The sequence below is a fragment of the Streptomyces sp. NPDC004721 genome (assembly GCF_053601495.1).
Genome location: NZ_JBSGBZ010000043.1, coordinates 21,540 through 44,932, shown reverse-complemented (window position 1 = coordinate 44,932; position 23,393 = coordinate 21,540). Strand labels below are relative to the sequence as shown.

General features: G+C 68.9%; 15 protein-coding genes. 3 read left to right on the top strand and 12 right to left on the bottom strand.

The features are described 5' to 3' along the window. Positions 1-5: 5 nt before the first annotated feature. On the bottom strand, positions 6-2,252 hold the full coding sequence (locus ACWEK3_RS30800) for a HAMP domain-containing protein (protein WP_453251102.1): 2,247 nt from the start codon (positions 2,250-2,252) through the stop codon (positions 6-8). 296 nt (positions 2,253-2,548) lie between these two features. After that, complete coding sequence (locus tag ACWEK3_RS30795) at positions 2,549-3,781, bottom strand: CapA family protein (RefSeq protein WP_453251091.1); 1,233 nt, start codon at positions 3,779-3,781, stop codon at positions 2,549-2,551. On the opposite strand from ACWEK3_RS30795, the gene ACWEK3_RS30790 reads away from it, so the two are divergent. Together ACWEK3_RS30790 and ACWEK3_RS30785 are read left to right on the top strand one after the other, a co-directional pair. Then, positions 3,745-4,764: a hypothetical protein gene (locus ACWEK3_RS30790; RefSeq protein ID WP_453251090.1), complete on the top strand. Its 1,020-nt coding sequence runs from the start codon at positions 3,745-3,747 to the stop codon at positions 4,762-4,764. The genes ACWEK3_RS30795 and ACWEK3_RS30790 overlap by 37 nt on opposite strands. A gap of 23 nt (positions 4,765-4,787) precedes the next feature. Then, a complete protein-coding gene (locus ACWEK3_RS30785) occupies positions 4,788-5,231 on the top strand; it encodes an NTP pyrophosphohydrolase (RefSeq protein WP_453251089.1) in 444 nt (147 codons plus the stop codon). A gap of 350 nt (positions 5,232-5,581) precedes the next feature. On the opposite strand, the gene ACWEK3_RS30780 is transcribed toward ACWEK3_RS30785, so the two are convergent. From ACWEK3_RS30780 to ngcE, 10 genes are all read right to left on the bottom strand, one after another. Then, positions 5,582-6,310, bottom strand: a complete 729-nt coding sequence (locus tag ACWEK3_RS30780) for a sulfite exporter TauE/SafE family protein (RefSeq protein ID WP_450540050.1) — start codon at positions 6,308-6,310, stop codon at positions 5,582-5,584. A gap of 327 nt (positions 6,311-6,637) precedes the next feature. Further along, a complete protein-coding gene (locus ACWEK3_RS30775; RefSeq protein WP_450540048.1) occupies positions 6,638-8,149 on the bottom strand; it encodes an amino acid permease in 1,512 nt (503 codons plus the stop codon). Positions 8,150-8,333: 184 nt separating this feature from the next. Next, positions 8,334-10,289, bottom strand: coding sequence for a 1-deoxy-D-xylulose-5-phosphate synthase (gene dxs, locus ACWEK3_RS30770; protein WP_450540046.1), 1,956 nt, complete (start codon positions 10,287-10,289; stop codon positions 8,334-8,336). A gap of 191 nt (positions 10,290-10,480) precedes the next feature. Further along, entirely contained in the window at positions 10,481-11,770 is a 1,290-nt protein-coding gene (locus ACWEK3_RS30765) for a sugar ABC transporter permease (protein ID WP_365422228.1), read from the bottom strand. After that, the gene (locus tag ACWEK3_RS30760; RefSeq protein WP_450540044.1) at positions 11,767-12,558 is read right to left on the bottom strand and encodes an ATP-binding cassette domain-containing protein; all 792 of its coding nucleotides are present in this window, start codon (positions 12,556-12,558) and stop codon (positions 11,767-11,769) included. The genes ACWEK3_RS30765 and ACWEK3_RS30760 overlap by 4 nt, the downstream gene beginning before the upstream one ends. Positions 12,559-12,765: 207 nt before the next feature. Beyond that, entirely contained in the window at positions 12,766-13,866 is a 1,101-nt protein-coding gene (locus ACWEK3_RS30755) for a substrate-binding domain-containing protein (protein WP_384428365.1), read from the bottom strand. A 134-nt stretch (positions 13,867-14,000) separates the two neighbouring features. Further along, positions 14,001-15,200, bottom strand: coding sequence for an ROK family transcriptional regulator (locus ACWEK3_RS30750; RefSeq protein WP_450540043.1), 1,200 nt, complete (start codon positions 15,198-15,200; stop codon positions 14,001-14,003). Positions 15,201-15,442: 242 nt separating this feature from the next. After that, positions 15,443-16,366 (bottom strand): carbohydrate ABC transporter permease, encoded by a 924-nt coding sequence (locus ACWEK3_RS30745; protein ID WP_361420852.1) that lies wholly within the window; start codon positions 16,364-16,366, stop codon positions 15,443-15,445. Between the two features lie 2 nt (positions 16,367-16,368). Then, complete coding sequence (locus ACWEK3_RS30740) at positions 16,369-17,295, bottom strand: carbohydrate ABC transporter permease (protein ID WP_453251088.1); 927 nt, start codon at positions 17,293-17,295, stop codon at positions 16,369-16,371. Positions 17,296-17,350: 55 nt separating this feature from the next. Further along, positions 17,351-18,802 (bottom strand): N-acetylglucosamine/diacetylchitobiose ABC transporter substrate-binding protein, encoded by a 1,452-nt coding sequence (gene ngcE / locus ACWEK3_RS30735; protein WP_450540039.1) that lies wholly within the window; start codon positions 18,800-18,802, stop codon positions 17,351-17,353. 458 nt (positions 18,803-19,260) lie between these two features. On the opposite strand from ngcE, the gene ACWEK3_RS30730 reads away from it, so the two are divergent. Beyond that, entirely contained in the window at positions 19,261-23,064 is a 3,804-nt protein-coding gene (locus ACWEK3_RS30730) for a GH92 family glycosyl hydrolase (protein WP_453251087.1), read from the top strand. Positions 23,065-23,393 lie beyond the last annotated feature (329 nt).

Sequence of the window (23,393 nt, the reverse complement as noted above, 5' to 3'; positions counted from 1 at the left end):
GTGGTTCAGTTCCTTCCGGCAAGCGACTTCGCGCCGTCGCGCTTGCGCCGCTCCGACAGCTGCTGGCGGATGAGTTCCAGACTGCGCATGACGGCGCCGACCTCGTCGTGGTTGCGGGGATACAGGACGGTACGGCGGTCCCCGTCGGCGAGCTCCTCGGCCTGCCGGGCGAGTGCGCGCAGCGGGCGGGCGACCACGATGTACAGCCAGCCCAGGCAGGCGGCCGCCGCGGTGACACCGAGCAGTCCGGCGAGGACCGTGCGGTTCTGCAGGCTGTACTCGGGGATGGCGAGCCCGGAGGCGGGCTGCCAGCTCACCACGGTCCAGCCGAGCGGCTTGGCGGCGCCGCCGCCGACGAACGGGGCGGCGGCGGCGATCTGGATGCTGCTGCCGTCGCGGTAGAGGACACCGGCGGGCCGGGGATTCATGCCGACCTTCTGGTTGGCGCCCTGGACGAGTTCGTCGAGACGGTGGTGGGGCAGTTCCTCGAAGGCGAAGTAGCCCCTGTTGCCGCCGATGGTGCGCTGCTTGGCGTCGACGACGCGGACCTCGCCGAGACCGGGCCGCTTGAGCAGCGAGTTGATGAAGTCGATGCGGAACTCGCCGACGACGGCGGCACCCTTGCGGCCCGAGAGTTCGGCGGTGCCGACGACGACGGGCTTCTTGCCCTGGTCGTCGAGGACGCGCAGCAACTCGGTGGAGGGTCCTTCGCCCGGCTTGACGTGGGGCTCGGCCCCGGCGCGGGCCAGGATGGTGCCCTGAGCGTCGATGATGTACAGCGAGTCGTAGCGCACGTGTTCCGCGCGGGTGCGTTGCAGGACCTCGGTCATCCGGGACGGCTCGGTGGTCTCGCTGATGAGCGAGGCCACCGAAGCCAGGTCGGCGTGGCCCTCGTTGAGGGCGCGGCGCACCCGGTCGGTGAGGGTGTCGGTCCGTTCACGCTGGTCGTTGACCATCTGCTGCGGTACGACGACGGAGGTGCCGGCACGGTTGATCAGCAGCATGAGCGGGCCGCACCACAGCAGCAGCAGGACGCCCGCGGCCGCGACGATGGTGCGGCCACGGATGCGGCCGCGCGGCGGGCTGCCCGCCGTGGCGGACACCGACGGGTCGGACGAGCCGTTCGGGTCCAGGAGTTGGTGGCGCAGCCGTTCGAGGGCGTGGCCGATGCGGGCGGCCTCGCCGAAGCGGGGCACGGTGACCGGGCGGGTGAGGTCGCCCCGGGTGATGCGGCGGCTCTCCAGGAACAGCCGGATCAGCGGGCGCTGCACGGTGCCGATCAGCAGGGCGATGGTGAGGCCGCCGATGATCAGCAGGGCGCCCGCGGCGAGCAGGCCGTAGACCGGGTGGGTGGTTCCGGTGGGGTCTTCGGCGACCTTGACCATGGCGACGACGGTGAGGCCGAGGCCGGTGGCGACGGTCGGCTCGCCAGCTTCGGGGCCGGCCAGAGTGGCGTATCCGGCGACTGAACGGTCACCGAGGTAGATGTCGCCGGTGAGGCTGCCGCTGACGCCGAGGAATCCGCCGGAGCCGGGCTCCTTGGACTTGATGGGGTTCTGACGCGCCTTGGCGACAGCCACCTCGGCGAATGCCTTGAGCTGCTTGCGGGAGGCGGCCACTTCTTCGCGCTGGAGATCGGTGAGGACCTGCTCGGGCTCCGGGATGCCGTCGCTGCTGAGTACCTTGCCCTCGTGGTCGATGACCGCGATGGCGCGGAATCCGCCTAGGCTGATGCCGGGGAACTTGAGGCTGCTGGAGGCGATGAGGAGCTTCTGCGGCTCGCCCGGCCAGGTCAGCACCGCGAAGGCAAGGAGCCGGACTTCGCCGTTCTGGAGACGGACCATGCGGGGGGCGAGCCCGTCCTTTTCACCGAGCTTGCTGCGGTCGATGACGGTGAGGGGCACGTTCTCCCCTCGGGCGGCCAGCAGTTTGCCGGACTGGATCTCGACGACGGCGGTGCCCATCCACTTCTGGTAGACGTTGCCGATCTTGTCGAGGACTGCGTCCGGGGACGTCGGTTCGGAAGCACTGAACAGCGCGGCGGTACGGCTCAGGTCGGTGACGCTCTCGTCGATGGAGGCACGCAGCGCTATGGCGCCGTCCTCCGCGAAGTGCTGCTGAGAGGTCAGCACGGCCTTGGGCACGGAGTCATTGCCGACCCGGCCGAGAGTGAGGGCGGTGACAGCCGCCAATGCGAGGAGCAGAGCTGACAGCACCGCGATGGGTGGACGTATACCACCCAGAAGGGACATATCGGCTCGTCGGCGGACCTTGTGCCGCCGCTTCTTGGACGAAGCGGCCAACGAGGGGCTCCTCTCCTCAAACGCCTGGGGATACCCCGGAGTACGTGAATCTTGACGGACAGCGACGCACGAGCGCCCGCACGGATGGTCGGCGCACAATCACACGATCCACGAACGTGTGACCGCCATCCTGGTAAAAGGGTTGCACGTGTTTTGCAAAACATCCTGCGTGATGTGCGCAATACACCGAGCCCTTGCGCGGCCACAGGGCCGCACGACAGGCGTGAGCTCAGAGGCAGCCTGCGCTACTCGGGCAGCGATTCCAGCGGACGCAGCCCGTCCTTGGCGGCGCCGCGGTTGAGCATCGTGCCCTCGGTGCGCCGGAAGGCGAGCCGATAGCGAGAACGCTGCTGGTCAGTGAGCCCCTTGTTCTCACGCAGTGCGGCCGCGATGTCGACCAGGCGGTGGTCCGCCACCGCACCCTTGGGCAACTTGCCCGACTCGTCTGGGTCCGGCGGAATGTCCACGAACGTAGGTACGTAGCGGGCCTGGACGTCCCAGGAGTCACCGCGCTTGCTGAACTCGAACCAGCCGATGACGCCCTCCTCGGTCAGTCCGGTGGGCACGTCATGCCGGGCCACCTGGTTGCCCAGCCCGTAGGCGATCCAGGTGCCGTCGACCTTCTCCATCGGCTGCACCACATGCGCGTGGTGACCAATAATCAGGTCGATGCCGGTCTCCCGGGCGAGCTTGCGGCCCAAGGTCAGTTGCGAGCGGCTGGGGTTGGGCCAGTTCTCCCGGCCCCAGTGGATGCTGAGGATGACGACGTCGGCACCGGCCGCGCGGGCCCGCTTCTCCGCGGCCGCGATGGACTTGAATGCGATCAGGTTGGTCAGCCACGGCTTGTCCTTGGGGATCTCGTTCCCGTTGAACCCGAAGGCGTACGAGATCTGGGCGACCTTGACTCTCTTCACGTCCATGATCAGCGGCTTGGCCGCCTCCGCCGCGCTGCGGGCCGAGCCGGTGTGCTTCACCCCCGCCTCGTCCAGCACGTTCAGTGTGTTGACGACGCCCTCCACCCCGTGGTCGAGGGTGTGGTTCGAGGCGGTCGAGCAAGTGTCGTAGCCGATGTTCTTGATCGTGGTGGCGATCTGCGGGGGCACCCGGAAGGTCGGGTAGCTCTCGAACGGCCCCTCGGGCTTGCCGGCGACCGGCTCGAAGTGGCAGATGGCCAGGTCCGCCTTGCTGATCACCGGCTTGACCCCGGCCATCAGCGGATCGAAGTCGATCCCTTTCTCTCCCTTGCCGGTCACCTGCGCGTCCTTGTGGCCCTGCTCGGTGAGCTGCGGGTGGATGAGGATGTCGCCCGCCGCGGCGACCGTGAAGGTGGGGCCACCACCTGAAGCGGCCTTCGTGTCCGCGTCATTCGGGTCGTCCGAGCCGAACGGGCCGCAGGCTGCGACTCCGGCGAGCAGGGCGCACAGCGCCAGGCGAGCCGTGCGTGGCAGACGGGATCGGTGGTAGGGGCGTCTCTTCACCCGTATATCTTTATATAATCATGACAACGAACCGGCCAAAGACGGTAACGATTGCAACAACGTTCCTGGCGCTCGCGGCCGTTCTGATCGGTTGGGTCGCCCTGACGGACCACTCGGACCCGGCCGCGCCGCAGCAGAAGGGTCCGGGTTACGCGGCCGACGACGCCGTGGACCTGGTGGCCCGGGTGGACGCGTTCACGGCAAGCTTCCGCGACCGCAGGTTCTACCGGCCGCCGACCCGGACCGACCGTGACACCGTGGCACAGGGCGTCCTGCTGTTCCTCGATGGCCATCACCAGCAGGCACAAGAACGACTCGCAGCCGTGGACTTCGAGATCCGCACGCTGGTCGACCGTGGCACCGGGCGACGGTTCGCCGAGGTCTTCGACCGCAGCGAGGACGGTAGCGCGCCGCGCGGCTGGGGACGCATTTACCTCCCCCTCGACAGTCCCGCCCGCTGGTCGGTCCAGGTACCGCACCCGATCGCCGACCAGGCTACGGAACGACTCGGCACACACGTCCTCCTGGGTTCGCGCGGCGGTGTGATGATCATCGCAGGCGCACATCGCAATGCGGGGCGTGGGGACTCGGCCGATATGGCGCACCGCAGAGACTCGGTCTTCGACGCCGTCTGCGCCCGGCTCGCGGAGCGTGGGTTTCCAGGCCTGCAGATCCATGGCTTCGCAGCCGATTCCGCCCCGGACTACGACGTGATCGCTTCCACCGGCCGGGGCCGGATCGCGCTGGCGGAGGGCCGCATCCTCGCCAACGGGCTGCGCGACCAGGGGTTCTCGGTGTGCCGGGCCTGGGTCCGCGACTGCGCGCTGGAGGGTCGAACGAATGTGCAGGGCCGCAAAGCCGCGGCACAGCACGTACCTTTCTTGCACGTGGAGTTCGGCAACGGACTGCGGACCGACGAGCGGCTCACGGCCCGCGTCGTGGAGGCGGTGGGCCACCTCACCACGGCCTGGGCCCGCGGCTGATCCCGACCGGAAGGAAATCCCGGATGCCGACCCCGCCGCCCACCCCGGAAGCGGACCCTGGCCATGCCCGCACCTTGCTGATCGTCGACGGGGCCAACGTCGTCGGCTCCGTCCCGGACGGCTGGTGGCGCGACCGGCGGGGCGCCGCCGAGCGCCTGCGCGACCGGCTCGCCGGGTACGCGGTTGATGGCGTCCCCAGCGTGCCGGGGCCACTGGAGATCGTGCTGGTCCTGGAGGGCGCCGCGCGAGGCGTGCCGTCCGTGCCCGGCGTACGGGTCGAGGAGGCTCCCGGCAGCGGCGACGACCACATCGTCCGGCTGACCGCCGCCGCGGCGGACCGCGTTCGGGTGGTCGTCACCGCCGACCGCGAACTGCGCCGCAGGGTCACCGCGACGGGCGCCTGCACGGTGGGACCGCGCACGGTGTACGGCCCTGGCCCGGAGCCCGATTCCGAGTCCGGTTCCTAGTCCGGCCCCAGCTCCGACCCCGGCCCCCAGCGATCAGGATGCTCCCGACCAGGGGCCCGGTCCCGAGCCCGAGCCCGACCCCGACTGCGCCCCCGGCTCTGACTCCGACTCCGACGACCAGGAGCCCGTTCCGAGCCCGAGCCCGAGCCCGCTCTGGCTGCAACTCCGGGTCCGATCCGGCCGGGGGCCGGGGGCCCGGGACCCAGTTCCGGCTCCGGCTCCGGCTCTGACCCCGGCCCCCGCCCCGCTCCGACACCAGCCCCGGCCCCGGCCCCGGCTACCGGGACGCCTCCGGCCACGGGCGTTGACCGCGGGCCCGGGCAGGCCTGAGAGCCCGGAGCCGAACCCGGTCAGTTCAGCATGGCCTGGTACAGGGCCACGCAGGCGCTGGCGACCAGGACGCCCAGGACGATCCGTTTGAAGCGGGTGGGATCCGTGCGGGTGAAGACGCGGTCCCCGAACCACCAGCCCACCAGCAGGCCGGGAAGTCCCGCGCCGGTCAGCAGCAGACTGTCCGTGGTCAGCCGGCCGACGACGAGGAAACCGGCGAGGGCCAGGGCGTCCTGGACGGAGAACGTGGCCTGGAGTGTCGCCCGGAACTCCCGGGGCGCCAGGCCCATGGCCTGGAAGGTGGCGACCAGCGGAGGCCCATTCATACCGGTCGCGGTCAGCAGCGCCCCGCTGGCGAAACCCGAGGCCAAGGTGGGGCCCGTCCCGCGCCGGAAGGTCAGGCCACGGCCGATCAGGACGGCGAACACCAGCACCACACAGGCGATGAGGGCCGACAGCGAGCGGGCACCGAGCACCGTCACCGCGAGCAGCCCCAGCGGCATGCCCACCAGTCCCGCTGCGCTCACCAGGGCCGCGGTGCGCACACTGACGTGCTCCCTCTGATGGACGCAGACCGTCAGCGAGAGCACCCCGCCCAGCGCGGTGACCACGACGATGGCGTTCTGAGGGCTGGTCAGCAGAGTCAGCAGCGGCACCGCCACCAGCGCGAACCCGAAGCCGCTCAACGCCTGCGCGAACGAAGCCAGCGCCGTGACCAGCGCCACCTCGGCGACCAGGGTCGTCGTCACCTACTCCCCCTCCGGCCGCTGCCGCCGGGGTGGCCCGTCCGTCCCCGTACCTGCCCGAACACTACCGAGCAGGAGAGCGCCGACCGCCCGGGGGGTGCACGCCGAACGCCCCCGCCGCATCCGTCCTCATCTACGCAGCAGCAGCGAGGTGACCCGCAACCGGCCGCTGTGGATCCACACGCCGGGCACTCCGAAGAGGGGTGGAGGAGGTGGTGGTGTCCACCTCTTCGATGCAGGACCGCGACGGGCCGGGGCGAAATGACCCGGGTTCCTCGATGACGAGGAACCCGGGCCCATGGGCCACCGCCGCGAGCGGTCCCGCAGCCGCTAGGAGGCGCCGCCGCCGGCCTGGCGGCGCTCCTGCGCCTGGCGCTCGCCGAGCCTGCTGTGGGTGCGGCCGTAGAGGAAGTACACGACGAAGCCGATGACCATCCAGATGGCGAAGCGGAGCCAGGTCTCGGCGGGGAGGTTGAGCATCAGCCAGAGGGAGGCGCAGACGGAGAGGATCGGGATCACCGGGACCCAGGGGGTGCGGAAGGCGCGGGGCAGGTCGGGACGGGTGTTGCGCAGGATGATCACGCTGATCGCGACCACGACGAACGCGAACAGCGTGCCGATGTTCACGAGTTCGGCCAGTTCGCTCAGGCTGGTGAAGCCGGCGACGATCGCGATGATCACGCCGAGCAGGATGGTCGGCCGGTACGGGGTGCGGAACCGCGGGTGGGTGTGCGAGAAGAACCGGGGCAGCAGCCCGTCCCGGCTCATCGCGAAGAAGACCCGGGCCTGGCCCAGGAGCAGGATCATGCACACCGTGGTCAGGCCGATGGCCGCGCCGAAGCTGATGAGGCCCGCGTACCAGGGATGTCCGGTGGATTTGAACGCGTCGGCGAGCGGCGCGTCCACGGACAGCGCGCTGTACTTCTGCATACCGGTGACGACGATCGACACGGCGACGTACAGCACGGTGCAGATGATCAGCGAGCCGAGGATGCCACGCGGCACGTCGCGCTGCGGATTGCGGGTCTCCTCGGCCGCGGTGGCCACGACGTCGAAGCCGATGAAGGCGAAGAAGACGACGGACGCGGCGGTGAAGATGCCCATCACGCCGAAGTTCGAGGGCGCCCAGCCGAACATGAGCTGGATGAGGGGTGCCTTGAGGGTGCCGCCCGCGGGCACCGGCTGCGCCTTGGGGATGAACGGGTCGTAGTTGCCGCCCTTGATGAAGAAGGCGCCCGCGATGATCACGACGAGCACCACGGCCACCTTGATGGCGACGACGACCGAGGTGACCCGCGCGGAGAGCTTCATGCCGAGCACGAGGATGACGGTGAGGACCAGGACCAGGAGAGCGGCGAGGATGTCGAAGCCGAAGCCGGTCGCGGCGTCACGGCCGCTGAGATATTCGGGCAGGTGCCAGCCGGCGTTGTCGAGCAGCGAGTGGATGTAGCCGGACCATCCGACGGCGACCACCGCGGTGCCGAGCGCGAGTTCCAGCACCAGGTCCCAGCCGATGATCCAGGCGGGGAACTCGCCGAGCGAGGCGTAGGAGAAGGTGTAGGCGGAGCCGGCCACCGGGACCGTGGAGGCGAACTCCGCGTAGCAGAGCGCGGCGAGCGCGCAGACCACCCCGGCCACGACGAAGGACAGGGAGACCGCGGGGCCGGCGGTGTTCCTGGCCGCCGTGCCGGTGAGGACGAAGATGCCGGTACCGATGATGACGCCGACGCCGAACACGGTCAGATCGAGGGCGGACAGGGATTTTCTGAGCGCGTGCTCGGGTTCCTCTGTGTCCTGGATCGACTGCTCGACGTTCTTCGTCCTGAAGAGCGTGCTGCTCACGGCGTGACCTCCCCTGCTTGTCGTCCTCGACCCGGCTCGAACCGGCTCGAACCGGCACGACATGATCGAGAGAGCTGGGGATGCGTATGCCCCGGCATTCGCAGGTTCACGCAGACGGGCCGGTTGCGCCACCCGTAAGAGGGGGCACGACCGGCCCGTGCCGTCGTCCGCGCGGTCCGGCGGCTCAGTCGCGCGCGGGCTGCACCGCCGCGTCGACCTCCGCCTCGATCTCGGCGTCGACCTCCGCCTCCGGCCGCTCGAACCGGCCGTCCAGCTTGGAGACCAGACCCGTGACCTGGCGGGCGATGTCCGGCGCGGTCAGCCCGATCTCCGCCAGCACCTCGGTGCGGGAGGCGTGGTCGAGGAAGCGCGGCGGGATGCCGAAGTCGCGCAGCGGCACGTCTACGCCCGCGTCCCGCAGGGCCTGGGAGACCGCCGAGCCGACACCGCCGACACGGGAGTTGTCCTCGACGGTGACGACCACGCGGTGCCGTGCGGCGAGCGGCGCCATGGCCTCGTCGACGGGCTTGACCCAGCGCGGGTCGACGACGGTGGTGGTGATGCCCTGCTTGTCGAGGAGCGTGGCCACCTCCAGGCACATCGGGGCGAGGGCGCCGACGGAGACGAGGAGGACGTCCGGGGTGTCGGTGCCGGGCTCGCGCAGTACGTCCATGCCACCGACGCGGCCCACCGCGGGTACGGCGGGACCGACGGCGCCCTTGGAGAAGCGGACCACGGTCGGGGCGTCGTCGACCTCGACCGCCTCGCGCAGCTGGGCGCGGACCTGGTCGGCGTCGCGCGGGGCGGCCAGCCGCAGACCCGGGACGACCTGGAGGATCGACATGTCCCACATGCCGTTGTGGGAGGCGCCGTCGGTGCCGGTGACACCGGCCCGGTCCAGGACGAAGGTGACCCCGCACTTGTGCAGGGCCACGTCCATCAGGACCTGGTCGAAGGCGCGGTTGAGGAAGGTGGCGTAGACGGCGAAGACCGGGTGCACGCCGGCGTGGGCGAGACCGGCCGCGGAGACGGCGCCGTGCTGCTCGGCGATGCCGACGTCGTAGACCCGGTCGGGGAAGGCCTTGGCGAACTTGTCCAGGCCGACCGGCTGGAGCATGGCCGCGGTGATGGCGACGATGTCCCGCCGCTCCTTGCCGAGCCTGACCATCTCGTCGCCGAACACGGAGGTCCAGTCGGCGCCGGAGGTCGAGATCGGCAGTCCGGTGTCGGGGTGGATCTTGCCGACGGCGTGGAAGCGGTCGGCCTCGTCCTGGAGGGCGGGCTGGTAGCCGCGGCCCTTCTCGGTGAGGCAGTGCACGATGACGGGACCGCCGAACCGCTTGGCGCGGGCCAGCGCCGACTCCAGGGCCTCGATGTCGTGGCCGTCGATGGGGCCGACGTACTTCAGGCCCAGGTCCTCGAACATGCCCTGCGGGGCGATGAAGTCCTTCAGGCCCTTCTTGGCACCGTGCAGGGTCTCGTACAGCGGCCGGCCGACGACCGGGGTGCGCTCCAGCACCTCCCGGGTGCGGGCCAGGAAGCGTTCGTAGCCGTCGGTGGTGCGCAGGGTCGCCAGGTGGTTGGCGAGGCCGCCGATGGTGGGCGCGTAGGAGCGCTCGTTGTCGTTGACGACGATGACGAGCGGGCGGTCCTTGGCGTCGGCGATGTTGTTCAGCGCCTCCCAGGCCATGCCGCCGGTCAGCGCGCCGTCGCCGATGACCGCGGCGACGTGGCTGTCCCGCTCGAGCAGCTGGTTGGCCTTGGCGATGCCGTCGGCCCAGCCCAACACGGTGGAGGCGTGGCTGTTCTCGATGACGTCGTGCTCGGACTCGGCCTGCGAGGGGTAGCCCGACAGGCCGCCCTTCATCTTCAGCTTGGAGAAGTCCTGGCGGCCGGTGAGCAGCTTGTGCACGTAGGACTGGTGGCCGGTGTCCCACAGCACCTTGTCCTTCGGCGAGTGGAACACCCGGTGCAGGGCGATGGTCAGCTCCACCACACCCAGGTTGGGGCCGAGGTGGCCGCCGGTCTTGGAGACCTCGGTGACGAGGAAGGTCCGGATCTCCTGCGCCAGCTGGTCCAGCTCCTCCAGGCTGAGCCGGTCCAGATCGCGCGGTCCCCTGATGCGGGTCAGCAGCGGCACCCGTGCCTCCTTGCGTAGAGCTGATCGAGCTGTTGCCGGGCTCGTCGAGTCTAATGTTCCGCCCGGGCGCCCGGTGTCCGGGCCGGGGGTCGTACGTCACGCGAACGGCGGTACCGGTGTCGCGTCCGGCATGACACGACTGTGCCCAGCACCGCCATGGGTGCCGGGCACAGTCCTGGATCGGACGGGGCTTACGCGCGCCCCGCCGACTTCTGCGTCTTGCGGGTCACGGCGTCGATGACGACCGTCGCCAGCAGCACGCCACCGGTGATCATGTACTGGACCGGGGACGCGATGCCCTCCAGGGCGAGGCCGTACTGGATCGAGACGATGACCAGCACACCGAGGAGCGCGTTCCAGGTGCGGCCGCGGCCGCCGAAGAGGGACGTGCCGCCGATCACTGCCGCGGCGATGACGTTCATCAGGAACTCGCCGGTGCCCGCGCCCTGGTTGGCGGAGGCGATCTTCGAGGCGACGAAGAGACCGCCGATCGCGGCGAAGGTGCCGGCGATCGCGAAGACCGAGATCCGGACCAGTTCCACGTTGATGCCGGCCCGGCGGGAGGCCTCGACGCTGCCGCCGAGCGCGAAGACCTTGCGGCCGTATGCGGTGCGGCGGAGCACGAAGTCGGTGATCACCAGCACGGCGAGGAAGATCACCACGGCGAGGGGCAGGCCCTTGTACTGGTTGTACATGACCGCCACTGCGAAGGAGACGACGGCCAGCAGCACGGTGCGCACCACGATGTCGCTGAGCGGCCGGGACGGGATCCCGGCGGCCTCGCGGCGGCGGTTGCCCAGGTACGCGGTCAGGAAGTACCCGCCGACGGCCACGACGGCGAGCCCGTAGGCGGCGGCGACGTCGGTGAAGTAGTAGCTGGTGAGCTTGGTGACGATGCCGTCGTCGAGGTTGATGGTGCCGTTGCTGCCGAGGATCTGGAGCATGAAGCCCTGCCAGAACAGCAGACCGGCCAGCGTCACGGCGAAGGCGGGGACGCCGATGCGCGCGAAGAAGAAGCCGTGCAGGGCGCCGGCCACGGTACCGGTGAGGATGGCCAGCACCAGGGCCAGCAGCTCGTTCATCCCGTGGGTGATGTTCAGCACCGCGAAGGTGGCGCCCGCGACACCGGAGACCGAGCCGACCGACAGGTCGATCTCGCCCAGCAGCAGGACGAACACGATGCCGACGGCGATCATGCCCGTGCCGACCATGGCGACGGAGATGTCGGAGAGGTTGCCCGCGGTCAGGAAGTTGGAGTTCAGGCTCTGGAAGATGATCCAGATGACCAACAGACCGATGACGACCGGGACGGAGCCCAGGTCACCGGCCTTCATCTTGCGCTTGAACTCGGTGACATAGCCCGCGAAACCCTGTTCGCGCACCAGCAGCCGGGGGTCCACGACGGTCGCCGCGCCGGCCGCCGCCTCGGTGTTCTCCAGCGCGCTGCTCTCGGGGGGCGTGGAGGTCTTGTCGATGCTCACTTCGTGATCTCCCCATTGGTGCGCGCCGCACGGCGGGTGACGGCGTTGTCCGTGGCGCCGGTGATGGCGGAGATGATCTCTTCCTGGGAGGTCGACTTGACCTCGAAGACACCGTTGTTGCGGCCCAGGCGCAGGACGGCCACCTTGTCCGCGACCGCTTTGACGTCGGCCATGTTGTGGCTGATGAGGATCACCGCGTGACCGCGCTCACGCAGCCGCTCGACCAGGTCGAGGACCTGTGCGGTCTGCTCCACGCCGAGGGCGGCGGTGGGCTCGTCGAGGATGACCAGCTTGGGCTCGCCGAGCATGGAACGGGCGATGGCCACGACCTGGCGCTGGCCACCGGAGAGCGACGCGATCGGGATGCGGACGCTGGGGATGCGGATCGACAGCGTGTCCAGCAGTTCGCGGGAGCGGCGCTCCATCTCGACCTCGTCCAGGACGCCGCGGCGGCGGATCTCCCGGCCCAGGTAGAGGTTGCCGACCACGTCGATGTTGTCGCACAGCGCGAGGTCCTGATAGACCGTCGCGATGCCGAGGTTCTGGGCGTCGTGCGGCTTGTTGATCTGGACCGCGCGGCCGTCCCACTCGATGCGGCCCTCATCGATGGGGTGCACGCCGGCGATCGTCTTGACCAGCGTGGACTTTCCGGCGCCGTTGTCGCCCACCAGGGCGACCACCTCACCGGCGTGGACCTCAAGCTCTACGTCGGTGAGCGCCTGGACGGCACCGAACCGCTTGGAGACCCCGCGCAACGCCAGCACGGGCGTAGCGGACAAGTGAACCATCTCCTTCGCCGCCTGACCCGGCGGGAGGTTGTGCAGAAGTTTGGGGGGTTGTTCCGTCCGGCGCCCCGCACGAGCTTGCGGGGCTTTGGATACGCGGGGCGCCGGACGGAGCCTTGGGGCGCGTCCCGTCAGGGGGATCCGGGGTGAACTCCCCGGACTCCCCTGACGTTGGAGGCGCGTGCGTCGCTTTGCGGCGGACCGGTCCGGTTACTTCAGACCGATCTTGTCGCAGGCCGCCTTGTACTGGGCGGTGCAGATCTCGGGGATGGTGTAGACGCCGTCCTTGACGACGGTGTCCTGGATGTTGTCCTTGGTCAGCGAGGTGACCGCGACCAGGACCGAGGGGACGCCCTGAGTGGTGGGGCTGTCGACCTTGTCCTTGGCGATCGAGTCCAGCGACTTGCCTTGGGCCAGGGCGACAGCCATCTCGGCGGCGGCGTCGGCCTCGGGGGCGTACGGCTTGTAGACGCTCATGTACTGCTCACCGGAGACGATGCGCTGCACACCCGCGAGTTCGGCGTCCTGGCCGGTGACCGGGACGGAGATGCCGGCGGCCTTCAGGGCGGTGATGATGCCGCCGGCCATGCCGTCGTTGGCGGAGTAGACGCCGACGATGTTCTTCTTGCCGATGGAGGAAATGGCGCCCTCCATGTTGGAGTTGGCGTTCTCCGGCTTCCACTCCTTGGTGTCGTACTCCTTGCCGATGTTCACCTTGCCGTCGAGGACCGAGTGGGCGCCGTCCTTGAACTGCTTGGCGTTAGGGTCGGTGGAGGAACCGTTCATCATGACGATCTTGCCGGACTTGGCCTTGGCGCCCAGCGCCTTGAGCAGCGCCTCGCCCTGGGTCTTGCCGACGGTCACGTTGTCGAACGAGGTGTAGGCGTCGATCGGGCCCTGGGCCAGGCGGTCGTACGCGACGACCGGGATGCCGGCGTCCTTGGCCTTCTGCACCGAGTTCTTGATGGCGGCGGCGTCCACGGCGTCGACGATCAGCACGTCCACCTTGTTGGTGATCATCGTCTCGACCTGCTGGCTCTGCAGGGTGGCGTCCTGCTTGGCGTTGGCGTAGACGACCTTGCCCTTGTTGCCGGTCAGCTCCGCGACCTTCTTCTCGATCAGCGGGCGGTCGAACTTCTCGTAACGAGCGGTCTGGTTCTCCGGCAGCAGCAGGCCGACCTTGATGGCGTCGCCCTTCTTCTCGCTGCCGGCCGACTTGGAGGAGTCGCCGCCGGACTCCTTGGCGCTGCCACAGGCGGCGAGCGAGACGGCCATGGCACCAGCAGCAACGGCGAAAGCCGCACGACGCATACGCGTGTTCACTTCTTCAAACCTCCCTGACGAGGCCGCGTCGTTGCGGCCGAGGTGGCTGGAAGTCAACTCGGCCGCGCGTGCGACGTCAAGAAGTAAATCCTTAACGAGATGGCAACGGTGCCATCCGTTCTCTAAGTGAAGGCAGGGGTGACCGCGTGCATCGTGCCGTCCAAAAGCGTCGAATCGCCCATCTCGCTCAACGCCAGGGCGAGCGCCCCGAGGACTTCGGCGCGGCCCCCGAGTGCCCCGGGAAGCACGGTGAGTTGGCGCGCCGCACTGGGGATGGCGTACCGTCCCACCGACTCCCGGATCGGTCCCAGCACCAGCTCACCGGCCTCGGCGAGGTCCCCGCCGAGCACCACCCGGCTGGGGTTGAGCAGGTTGCAGAGGTTGGCGACCCCGCTGCCGATGTGGCGGCCGACGTCGGCGATCACCCGGCGGCAGCCCGGGTCGCCGTCCCGTGCCAGCCGTACGACGCCCTCCATGGTCAGGTCGGTGCCGTGACTGGGCCGGAGCAGCGGGAGCACGTACCCGGCGGCGGTGAAGGTCTCCAGGCAGCCGCGGTTCCCGCAGCGGCAGACCGGGCCGGACTCGTCGAGCGTGATGTGCCCGATCTCACCCGCCGTGCCGCCGGGGCCGCGGTAGATCCTGCCGCTGATCACGAGGCCCGCGCCGACCCCGCTGGCGATCTTGATGTAGGCCAGGTCGCGCACGCCCCGGCCGCTGCCCCAGACCAGCTCGCCCAGAGCGCCCAGGTTGGCGTCGTTGTCCACGTGCACCGGCACGCCGAGGCGCCCCCGCAGCTCCTCGGCGGGCTTGACGCCCGTCCAGCCCGGCAGGATGGCCGTGGAGCCCAGCGTGCCGGACTCGACGTCGATCGGGCCGGGTACGCCGACACCCACGCCGGCGATCTTGGAACGGTCTACGCCCGTGGCCGCGATCAGGCGGTTGACCAGCTCTTCCGCGCGGTCGAAGCCCTGCGCCGAGGAGGCGTCCACGTCCAGCGGCTCGGACTCCTCGGCCAGCACCTGGTGGGCGAGGTTGCCTATGGCGACCCGCAGGTGCGTGTGCCCGAAGTCGACACCGATCACGATGCCGGCGTCCCCGCTCAGGGACACGCTGCGGGCCCGGCGCCCGCCCGCGGAAGTAGGCGTGACCTGGACCGTTCCACCGTCCTTGAGTTCGCGCACGATGTTGGAGACCGTCGCCGCGGACAGGCCCGTGGTCCGCGCGATCTCCGCCTGCGTGAGTGATCCGGCAAGGCGCACGGCACGTACGACCCGCTCCAGGTTGGCTCGGTGCAGCGACGACTGCGACCCTGGAGTCTCCACGACGACCTCCTGCGCGCGGGGCCGCTTCGGCGAGGCCCCGTCCAATGTCCAACTAGTGAACTCTAAGCTGAGCTGTTCGGGTCCCCTCCCGTCAAGAGGTTGAACGGTATCCGGGTCCGTGGACACGCTGATGGAGCCCTGTCCCGCACACGTGTGCGGACATGCGTGCGCCGCCCCCGCACGCCCCGGAGGGGGCGGCGAGAGCGGCGTACAGGGACGGCGGGGCGGCGCGGCGCCGAGAGCTACTTCAGGGCGCCCGCCGTGAGCCCCTGCACCACCTGGCGCTGGAAGATGATGTACGCGGCGAGCACCGGCAGCATCGCCATCACCAGCCCGGCGAAGAGACCGGACCAGTCGCCCTTGTAGCCCTGGCTCACGGCCAGCTGCACCAGGCCCTGGGTGAGCACGTGCTTGTCCGGGTCGGTGTTGAGCACCGTCGGCAGCATGTACTGGTTCCACTGCCCCAGGAAGTTGAAGATCCCCACGCTGATCAGACCGGGCTTGGCCATCGGCAGCATGATCTGGAAGAACGTCCGGGTGTGCGAGGCCCCGTCCACGAAGGCCGCCTCCGCCACCGAACTCGGCAGGGTCCGGAAGAAGGCGGTCAGGAAGAACACCGTGAATGGCAGTGAATAGGCGATGTAGACCAGGATCAGGCCGTGAATGGTGTTCAGCAGTCCCATGTTGTTCACGACGTAGAACAGCGGGACCAGGGCCAGCATGATCGGAAAACTCATGCCGCCGATGAAGAGGTAGTAGATGAAGCGGTTGCCCGGAAAGTCGAAACGGGCCAGCACATACGCCGCCATCGAACCGAGCACCAGGGTACCGACGAGCGAACCGCCCACCACCAGAACGGTGTTGAGGAAGTATTCGCTCATATTGGCTTCGGTCCAGGCCCGTGCCCAGTTGTCGAAGTGCAGCTTGTCGGGCAGCGACCAGGGCGAGCCGAAGATGGAGCCGTCGTCCTTGAAGGACGTCATCACCGCCCAGACCAGCGGCATGACCACCATGATCGCCCAGATGATCAGAACGCCGTGCGAGAAGACGTTGAGGACGGATCCGTCCTTCTTCCGTCCGCCCGGCTTTCCGGCCGGTACGCCGGCCGTGGCGAGGCCGACACCGGACTCGGCCGGAACGGGGGCGGGGGACTCGGTCGTTTTCATCGTCAGAACTCCAGCCGCTCGCGCCGGCCCAGCCGCATCACGACGGCGGCGAAGGCCAGCGTGACGATGAGCAGGGCGACGCCGATCGTGGTGGCGTAGGCGGCCTGACCGTCACGGAACGCCTTCTGGTACACGTACAGGACCATGACGGTGGTCGAGTAGTCGGGGCCGCCCGGCCCGGTCGTCATGATCTGTACGACCGCGAACGACTCCGCCCCGAGGGCGAGGATGCCCATGTACACCCAGCCGGACTGCACGGTGTCCCACAGCAGCGGCAGGGTGATCCGGAAGAAGGTGGCGAACCGGCTGGCGCCGTCCAGCAGCGCGGCCTCGTACAGGTCCGCCGGGATGGAGGCCATACCGGCCGAGAACAGGACCACGAAGAAGCCGACCGTGGACCAGACCAGCACCCCCATCACGCACCACAGCGCGAGACTCGGGTCGCCCAGCCACAGCGGCTGCACGCTGCCGAGCCCGATCCCGCGCAGCAGGGAGTTGATCGCGCCGCTGTCCGGGTTGTACGCGAAGGCGAACAGGATGGCCACGATCGCGATGGACAGCACCTGCGGGAAGAAGTAGACGATCTTGTAGAACGCGGAGCCTCGGACGCCGGAGATCGCCGGTCCGCCCCGGCGGCGCCGCCCGCCCACATTGATCATGAAGGAGAAGAACAGCGCCAGACCGATCGTCACCAGCGGTAGCACCAGGGCGAACAGCAGGCTGTGCTGCAACGACTTCCAGAAGATGTCGTCGTCGAGCATCCTCTGGTAGTTGTCGAAGCCGACCATCTGGAAATCGGGGCTCAGGCCGGTCCAGTCCGTGAACGAGTAGTAGATGGACTGGATGAACGGCCAGACGACGAAAAGCGCGTACAGCCCCAGGGGAACCGCGAGGAACCCCACGATGAACCGGTACTTGCCGTGCTGCATTGCTGCCGACCCCGATCTCTGGGCGGGTGGTACCGCTGGTGACGGATCCTCAGGACTACTGGTGCTTGTAGTGCTTGATCGACTGGTCCTTGGCGGCCTCGTCGGCGAAGCCCTGGATCTTCTTGATGGCCTCGGCCGGGGTGAGGCGGCCGGCCATCATCTCGCCGATGCCCGACACACCGATCTTCTCCTTCTGGAGCTGCACGTACCAGTCCTGGAGCCGCGGGTTCACCACGTTGGAGCCGGCCTTGTCCAGCGCCGCGACTCCGGACTTCAGTCCGGGGGTGAGGTCGATGCCGTCCGTACCGCCGTTGTACGCGGTGAGCGACTTCACCTTGGCGGTGAAGTTCTTCGAGGAGGCCTCGCTGAGCATGATGCGCAGTTGCTCCATGCCGCCCTCGGCGTTCTTGGCCTTGGCCGGGACGATGAACGGCTCGCCACCGGAGGCCCAGATGGTGCCGAACGGCATCTTGTCGGAGCTGTCGATGCCGGTGGGCGCGGAGACGGCGAGGTCGAAGTCCTGCGGGATGACGTTGGCGGACTCGTTCTCCACCCAGGAGCCGTTCGGGATGAACAGCGCCTTGCCCTTGGCCCAGGCGGTCTGCGACTGGATGTGGTCCAGACCCGGGGTGCCCTTGAGGACGTAGCCCTTCTTGTAGAGCTCGTAGTAGGCCTCGAAGCAGGTCTTGACCGCCGGGTGCTTCCAGGCGTTGGGCTCGAGGTTGTCGATGGCGTCCAGGACGTCGCGGCCGCCGACCTTCCCGATCATCGGGTAGAGCGAGAAGGGGAGGTAGTACGGGTACTTGCCGGCGTAGGTCCAGCCGGCCATGCCCTTCTTCTTGGCCTTCTCGCAGACCTTGAGCATCTCGTCCCAGGTCTCCGGGTACTTCTCGTCCAGCGAGTCCAGGGCCTTCTGCGAGTACCACACGCCGTAGACCGTGTAGGCGTAGTACAGGATCCAGACCGGCTGGCCGTCGAACTGGCCCATCTCCACGATGCCCGGGCGCAGCGTGTCGCGGACCTTCTTGCTCGGGTCGTCGTAGGACGCCGCGTCCAGCAGTGGAGTGAGGTCCGCGAGCTGGTTCTTGCCCACGAGGACGCCCATGTCCATCTGCTCCGCACCGGAGTTGTCGATGAGGTCCGGCGGGTTGCCCTGGTTGAAGCGCGGCTGGAGCGTCGACTGGATCTTCTGGATGGCGGAGAACTTGGTCTTCGCCTTGGGGAAGTTCTGCTCGTAGAGCTTCACGGCGTCCTGGGCGTACTCCTTGCCGAAGCCGCCGTCGAACAGGACGAATTCCATCTGCGCGGTGTCATTGACACCGAGCGGGTTCTTCTCGGTCTTCTTGCCCGTCTTGGCCTTGTCCTGTTCGCCACCGCCACCACCACCACTGGCGCAGGCGGACAGGAAGCCCATCGCGGGAACGCTGATGAGACCGAGTGCGGCGGACCGCTTGATCAGAGCCCGGCGGCCAACGCCTCCGTGGTTCTCGGCGGAAGTGGATCCCATGCTCAAGTCCTCGCCTTCTCCAGGACTCAGGCGGTGAACCGGATCCTCCCCGGCACCGCGGTCGGGTCAAGCTGGGTCGTGCAGGAAGTGCTTCGTGCGTCATCTACCGGGATCGGACGGAAGACAAGGAGGCGAACGCGTTTCACACGCCGAACCACCCGTTCCGACTCCCCCGGGTCCGCTTCCGGCCGTTCTCGCGGTCGCGCGGACGCCGACAGGTATAGTCCACTTCCCGTCAACTGAGCAAGATCGAGAGCAAGGTTCACCGCGGGTCTTTTCCGAGTTGAGACCTCACGCGAAACATGAGGCGCCCGTGGGCTTCCGTTGACGGAGATATCCGTGCCTTTGTGCACGAATGCCACACCCAACACCCTTGACATCACTGACCACTTGGCTCCCTACTGGTCCTTGCGTAAAGAGCTGACAACGTTGTCCGAATCCAGGGAGGGACGCCGCGCATGCAGCGCAGAGTACGGCACAGATGGGGTCCGGCGGTCGTCATCACGGCCGCCTTCGTCACGGCAGCCGGCTCGCAGGGGGCCGCGGTCGCCCTGCCCGGCAAGCCCCCGGCCGCCGACCGGGAGTTCAGCTCCTCGTTCGAGGCCGGGGATCCGGCACCGGACTGGCTGAACACGGTCGACACCGCCCCCGGCGGCGGCAAGCGCGCCGCGGGCGTGGACGGCGGCTACAGCACCGGCATCCCGGGCAATGTGGACGACCACATCACCGAGGTCCGGGCCAGCGGGGAGAACACCGGCGGCGGGGAGGTGAAGGAGAACCTCGTCGACGGCGAGTCCGGCACCAAGTGGCTGACGTTCGAGGCCACCGGATGGGTCGAGTTCGACTTCGACAAGCCGGTGAAGATCACCCGCTACGCCCTCACGTCCGCCAACGACTTCGACGGGCGCGACCCCAAGGACTGGACCCTGAAGGGTTCCACCGACGGCAAGGACTGGAAGGCCCTCGACACCCGCACCGGGGAGAACTTCTCCGAGCGGTTCCAGACCAGGACCTTCGACCTGGCCGAACCGGCCGAGTACCAGCACTTCCGGCTCGACGTCACCCGGAACAACGGCGCCTCGGGCATACTCCAGCTCGCCGATGTGCTGTTCTCCACCGGCGGCGACGACGCGCCTGTCCCGCAGGACATGCTCTCGCTGGTCGACCGCGGCCCGAGCGGCTCCCCGACCGCGAAGTCCGGCGCCGGCTACACGGGCAAGCGGGCCCTGCGGTACGCGGGCCGGCACACCGCGAAGGGCCGGGCGTACTCGTACAACAAGGTCTTCGACGTCAACGTCAAGGTGCTCCCCGACACGCAGCTGTCGTACCGCCTCTACCCGTCGATGGCCGACGGCGACCGCGACTACGACGCCACCAACGTCGCCGTCGACCTCGCCTTCACCGACGGCACCTACCTGAGCCGGCTGGGCGCGACCGACCAGCACGGCTTCACCCTGAGCCCGCAGGGCCAGGGCGCGGCCAAGACGCTGTACGTCAACCAGTGGAACAACGTGGCCTCCCGGATCGGTTCGGTCGCCGCGGGCAAGACCATCGACCGGGTCCTCCTCGCCTACGACTCCCCCACCGGCCCCGCGAAGTTCCGCGGCTGGCTGGACGACGTGGTGATCGAGCAGACGCCGCAGGAGAAGCCGAAGGCGCATCTGTCGGACTACGCGCTGACCACCCGCGGCACCAACTCCAGCGGCAGCTTCTCGCGCGGCAACAACTTCCCCGCGACCGCCCTGCCGCACGGCTTCAACTTCTGGACGCCGGTGACCAACGCGTCCTCGCTGAGCTGGCTGTACGAGTACGCGCGCGCGAACAACGACGACAACCTGCCGACGATCCAGGCGTTCAGCGCGAGCCACGAGCCGAGCCCCTGGATGGGCGACCGGCAGACCTTCCAGGTGATGCCGTCCGCCGCCGCGGGCACCCCGGACACCGGCCGCACCGCCCGCGCGCTCGCCTTCCGGCACGAGAACGAGACCGCGCGGCCGTACTACTACGGGGTGCGCTTCGAGAACGGCCTCAAGGCGGAGATGGCGCCGACCGACCACGCGGCCGTCCTGCGTTTCACCTACCCGGGCGACGACGCGAGCGTGCTGTTCGACAACGTCACCGAGCAGGCGGGCCTGACCCTGGACAAGGAGCACGGTGTCGTCACCGGCTACTCGGACGTCAAGTCCGGGCTGTCCACCGGCGCCACCCGGCTGTTCGTCTACGGCGTGTTCGACAAGCCGGTGAAGGAGGGCTCGTCGAGCGGCGTCAAGGGCTACCTGCGCTTCGACGCGGGCAAGGACCGCACGGTCACCCTGCGCCTCGCCACCTCCCTCATCAGCGTCGACCAGGCGAAGGACAACCTGCGCCAGGAGGTCCCGGACGGCGCCTCCTTCGACACCGTGAAGGCGTCCGCCCAGCGGACCTGGGACAAGCTGCTCGGCAAGGTGGAGGTCCAGGGCGCCACGCCCGACCAGCTGACCACGCTCTACTCCAGCATGTACCGGCTGTACCTGTACCCGAACTCCGGCTTCGAGAAGGTCGGCGGGAAGGACCAGTACGCCTCCCCGTTCTCGCCGATGCCCGGCCAGGACACGCCGACCCACACCGGCGCGGCGATCGTCGACGGCAAGGTGTACGTCAACAACGGCTTCTGGGACACCTACCGGACCACCTGGCCGGCGTACTCACTGCTGACGCCCGGTCAGGCCGGTGAGATGGTCGACGGCTTCGTGCAGCAGTACAAGGACGGCGGCTGGACCTCCCGCTGGTCCTCCCCCGGCTACGCCGACCTGATGACCGGCACCTCCTCGGACGTGGCCTTCGCGGACGCGTACGTCAAGGGCGTGCCGATGGACGCGAAGGCGGCCTACGACGCGGCCCTGAAGAACGCCACCGTGGTGCCGCCGTCCTCGGGCGTGGGCCGCAAGGGCATGGCCACCTCGCCCTTCCTCGGCTACACCAGCACGGCCACCGGTGAGGGCCTGTCCTGGGCGATGGAGGGCTACGTCAACGACTACGGCATCGCGAAGATGGGCGAGGCCCTCTACAGGAAGACGGGCGAGAAGCACTACAAGGAGGAGGCCGACTACTTCCTCAACCGGGCCCAGGACTACGTGAACCTGTTCGACTCCCGGGTCGGCTTCTTCCAGGGCCGCAACGCCCGGGGCGACTGGCGCCTCGACGCCTCGAAGTACGACCCGCGCGTGTGGGGCTACGACTACACGGAGACCAACGGCTGGGGCTACGCCTTCACCGCCCCGCAGGACAGCCGAGGCCTGGCGAACCTGTACGGCGGGCAAAAGGGCCTGGCGGACAAGCTCGACACGTACTTCACCACTCCCGAGACGGCCTCCCCGGAGTTCGTCGGGTCCTACGGCGGCGTCATCCACGAGATGACCGAGGCGCGGGACGTGCGGATGGGCCAGTACGGCCACTCCAACCAGGTCGCCCACCACGTGAACTACATGTACGACGCGGCGGGGCAGCCGTGGAAGGCGCAGGCGAACGTCCGTGAGGCGCTCTCCCGGCTGTACGTCGGCAGCGAGATCGGCCAGGGCTACCACGGCGACGAGGACAACGGCGAGCAGTCGGCCTGGTACCTGTTCTCCGCGCTCGGCTTCTACCCGCTGGTCATGGGCAGCGGCGAATACGCCATCGGCTCCCCGCTGTTCACCAAGGCGACGGTGCATCTGGACGGCGGGCGCGATCTGGTGATCCAGGCCCCGAAGAACAACGCGAAGAACGTGTACGTGCAGGGCGTGCGGTTCAACGGCAAGGCGTGGAACTCGACGAGCCTGCCCCACTCCCTGCTGTCCAAGGGCGGTGTCCTCCAGTTCGACATGAGTCCGCGGCCCTCGTCGTGGGGCACGGGCAAGGACGCGGCGCCGGCGTCGATCACGACCGGCGACAAGGCGCCGAGCCCGCGGGCGGACGTGCTGAAGGGCGACGGGGCGCTGTTCGACGACACCTCGTCGACGGAGGCCGCGGTGACGACGGTGGACCTGCCGGTGGCCGGCCCCGTCAAGGCCGTCCAGTACACCCTGACCTCGTCCGCCGACCACACCAAGGCTCCGGCCGGCTGGACCCTCCAGGCGTCCGCGGACGGCACGACCTGGAAGACGGTGGACCAGCGCTCGGGCGAGTCCTTCGCCTGGGGCAAGCAGACCCGCCCCTTCACGATCGCCGCACCGGGCACCTACCAGAAGTACCGCCTGGTCCTGGACGGCGCGTCTACGCTGGCGGAGGTGGAGCTGCTGGCCTGACACACCCACGGCATCCGGCATGAGCAAGGGGCGGGCCCGCCGGGCCCGCCCCTTCGTGCCGTCCCGGGGAACGGTCAGCCCGTGACGACGGTCTGGACTACGTTGTCGCACCATGGTGTCGCCACAAGCGGGCTCCACCTGTACGCGGCGTCGCCCAACGGGAGGGCGAGGTGGGGGCGGCCCGGACGGCAGGTTCCGGTCCGCCGTCATGGGAGCGCTCCCACCTCACTTGCCAGTGAAGCTAGCGCGGACGGCGGCGGCTGTAAACGTCTGGTGCGAAAGAGCGAGGGCCGCACCCCCGTGACCGGGGATGCGGCCCAACTGCCCTA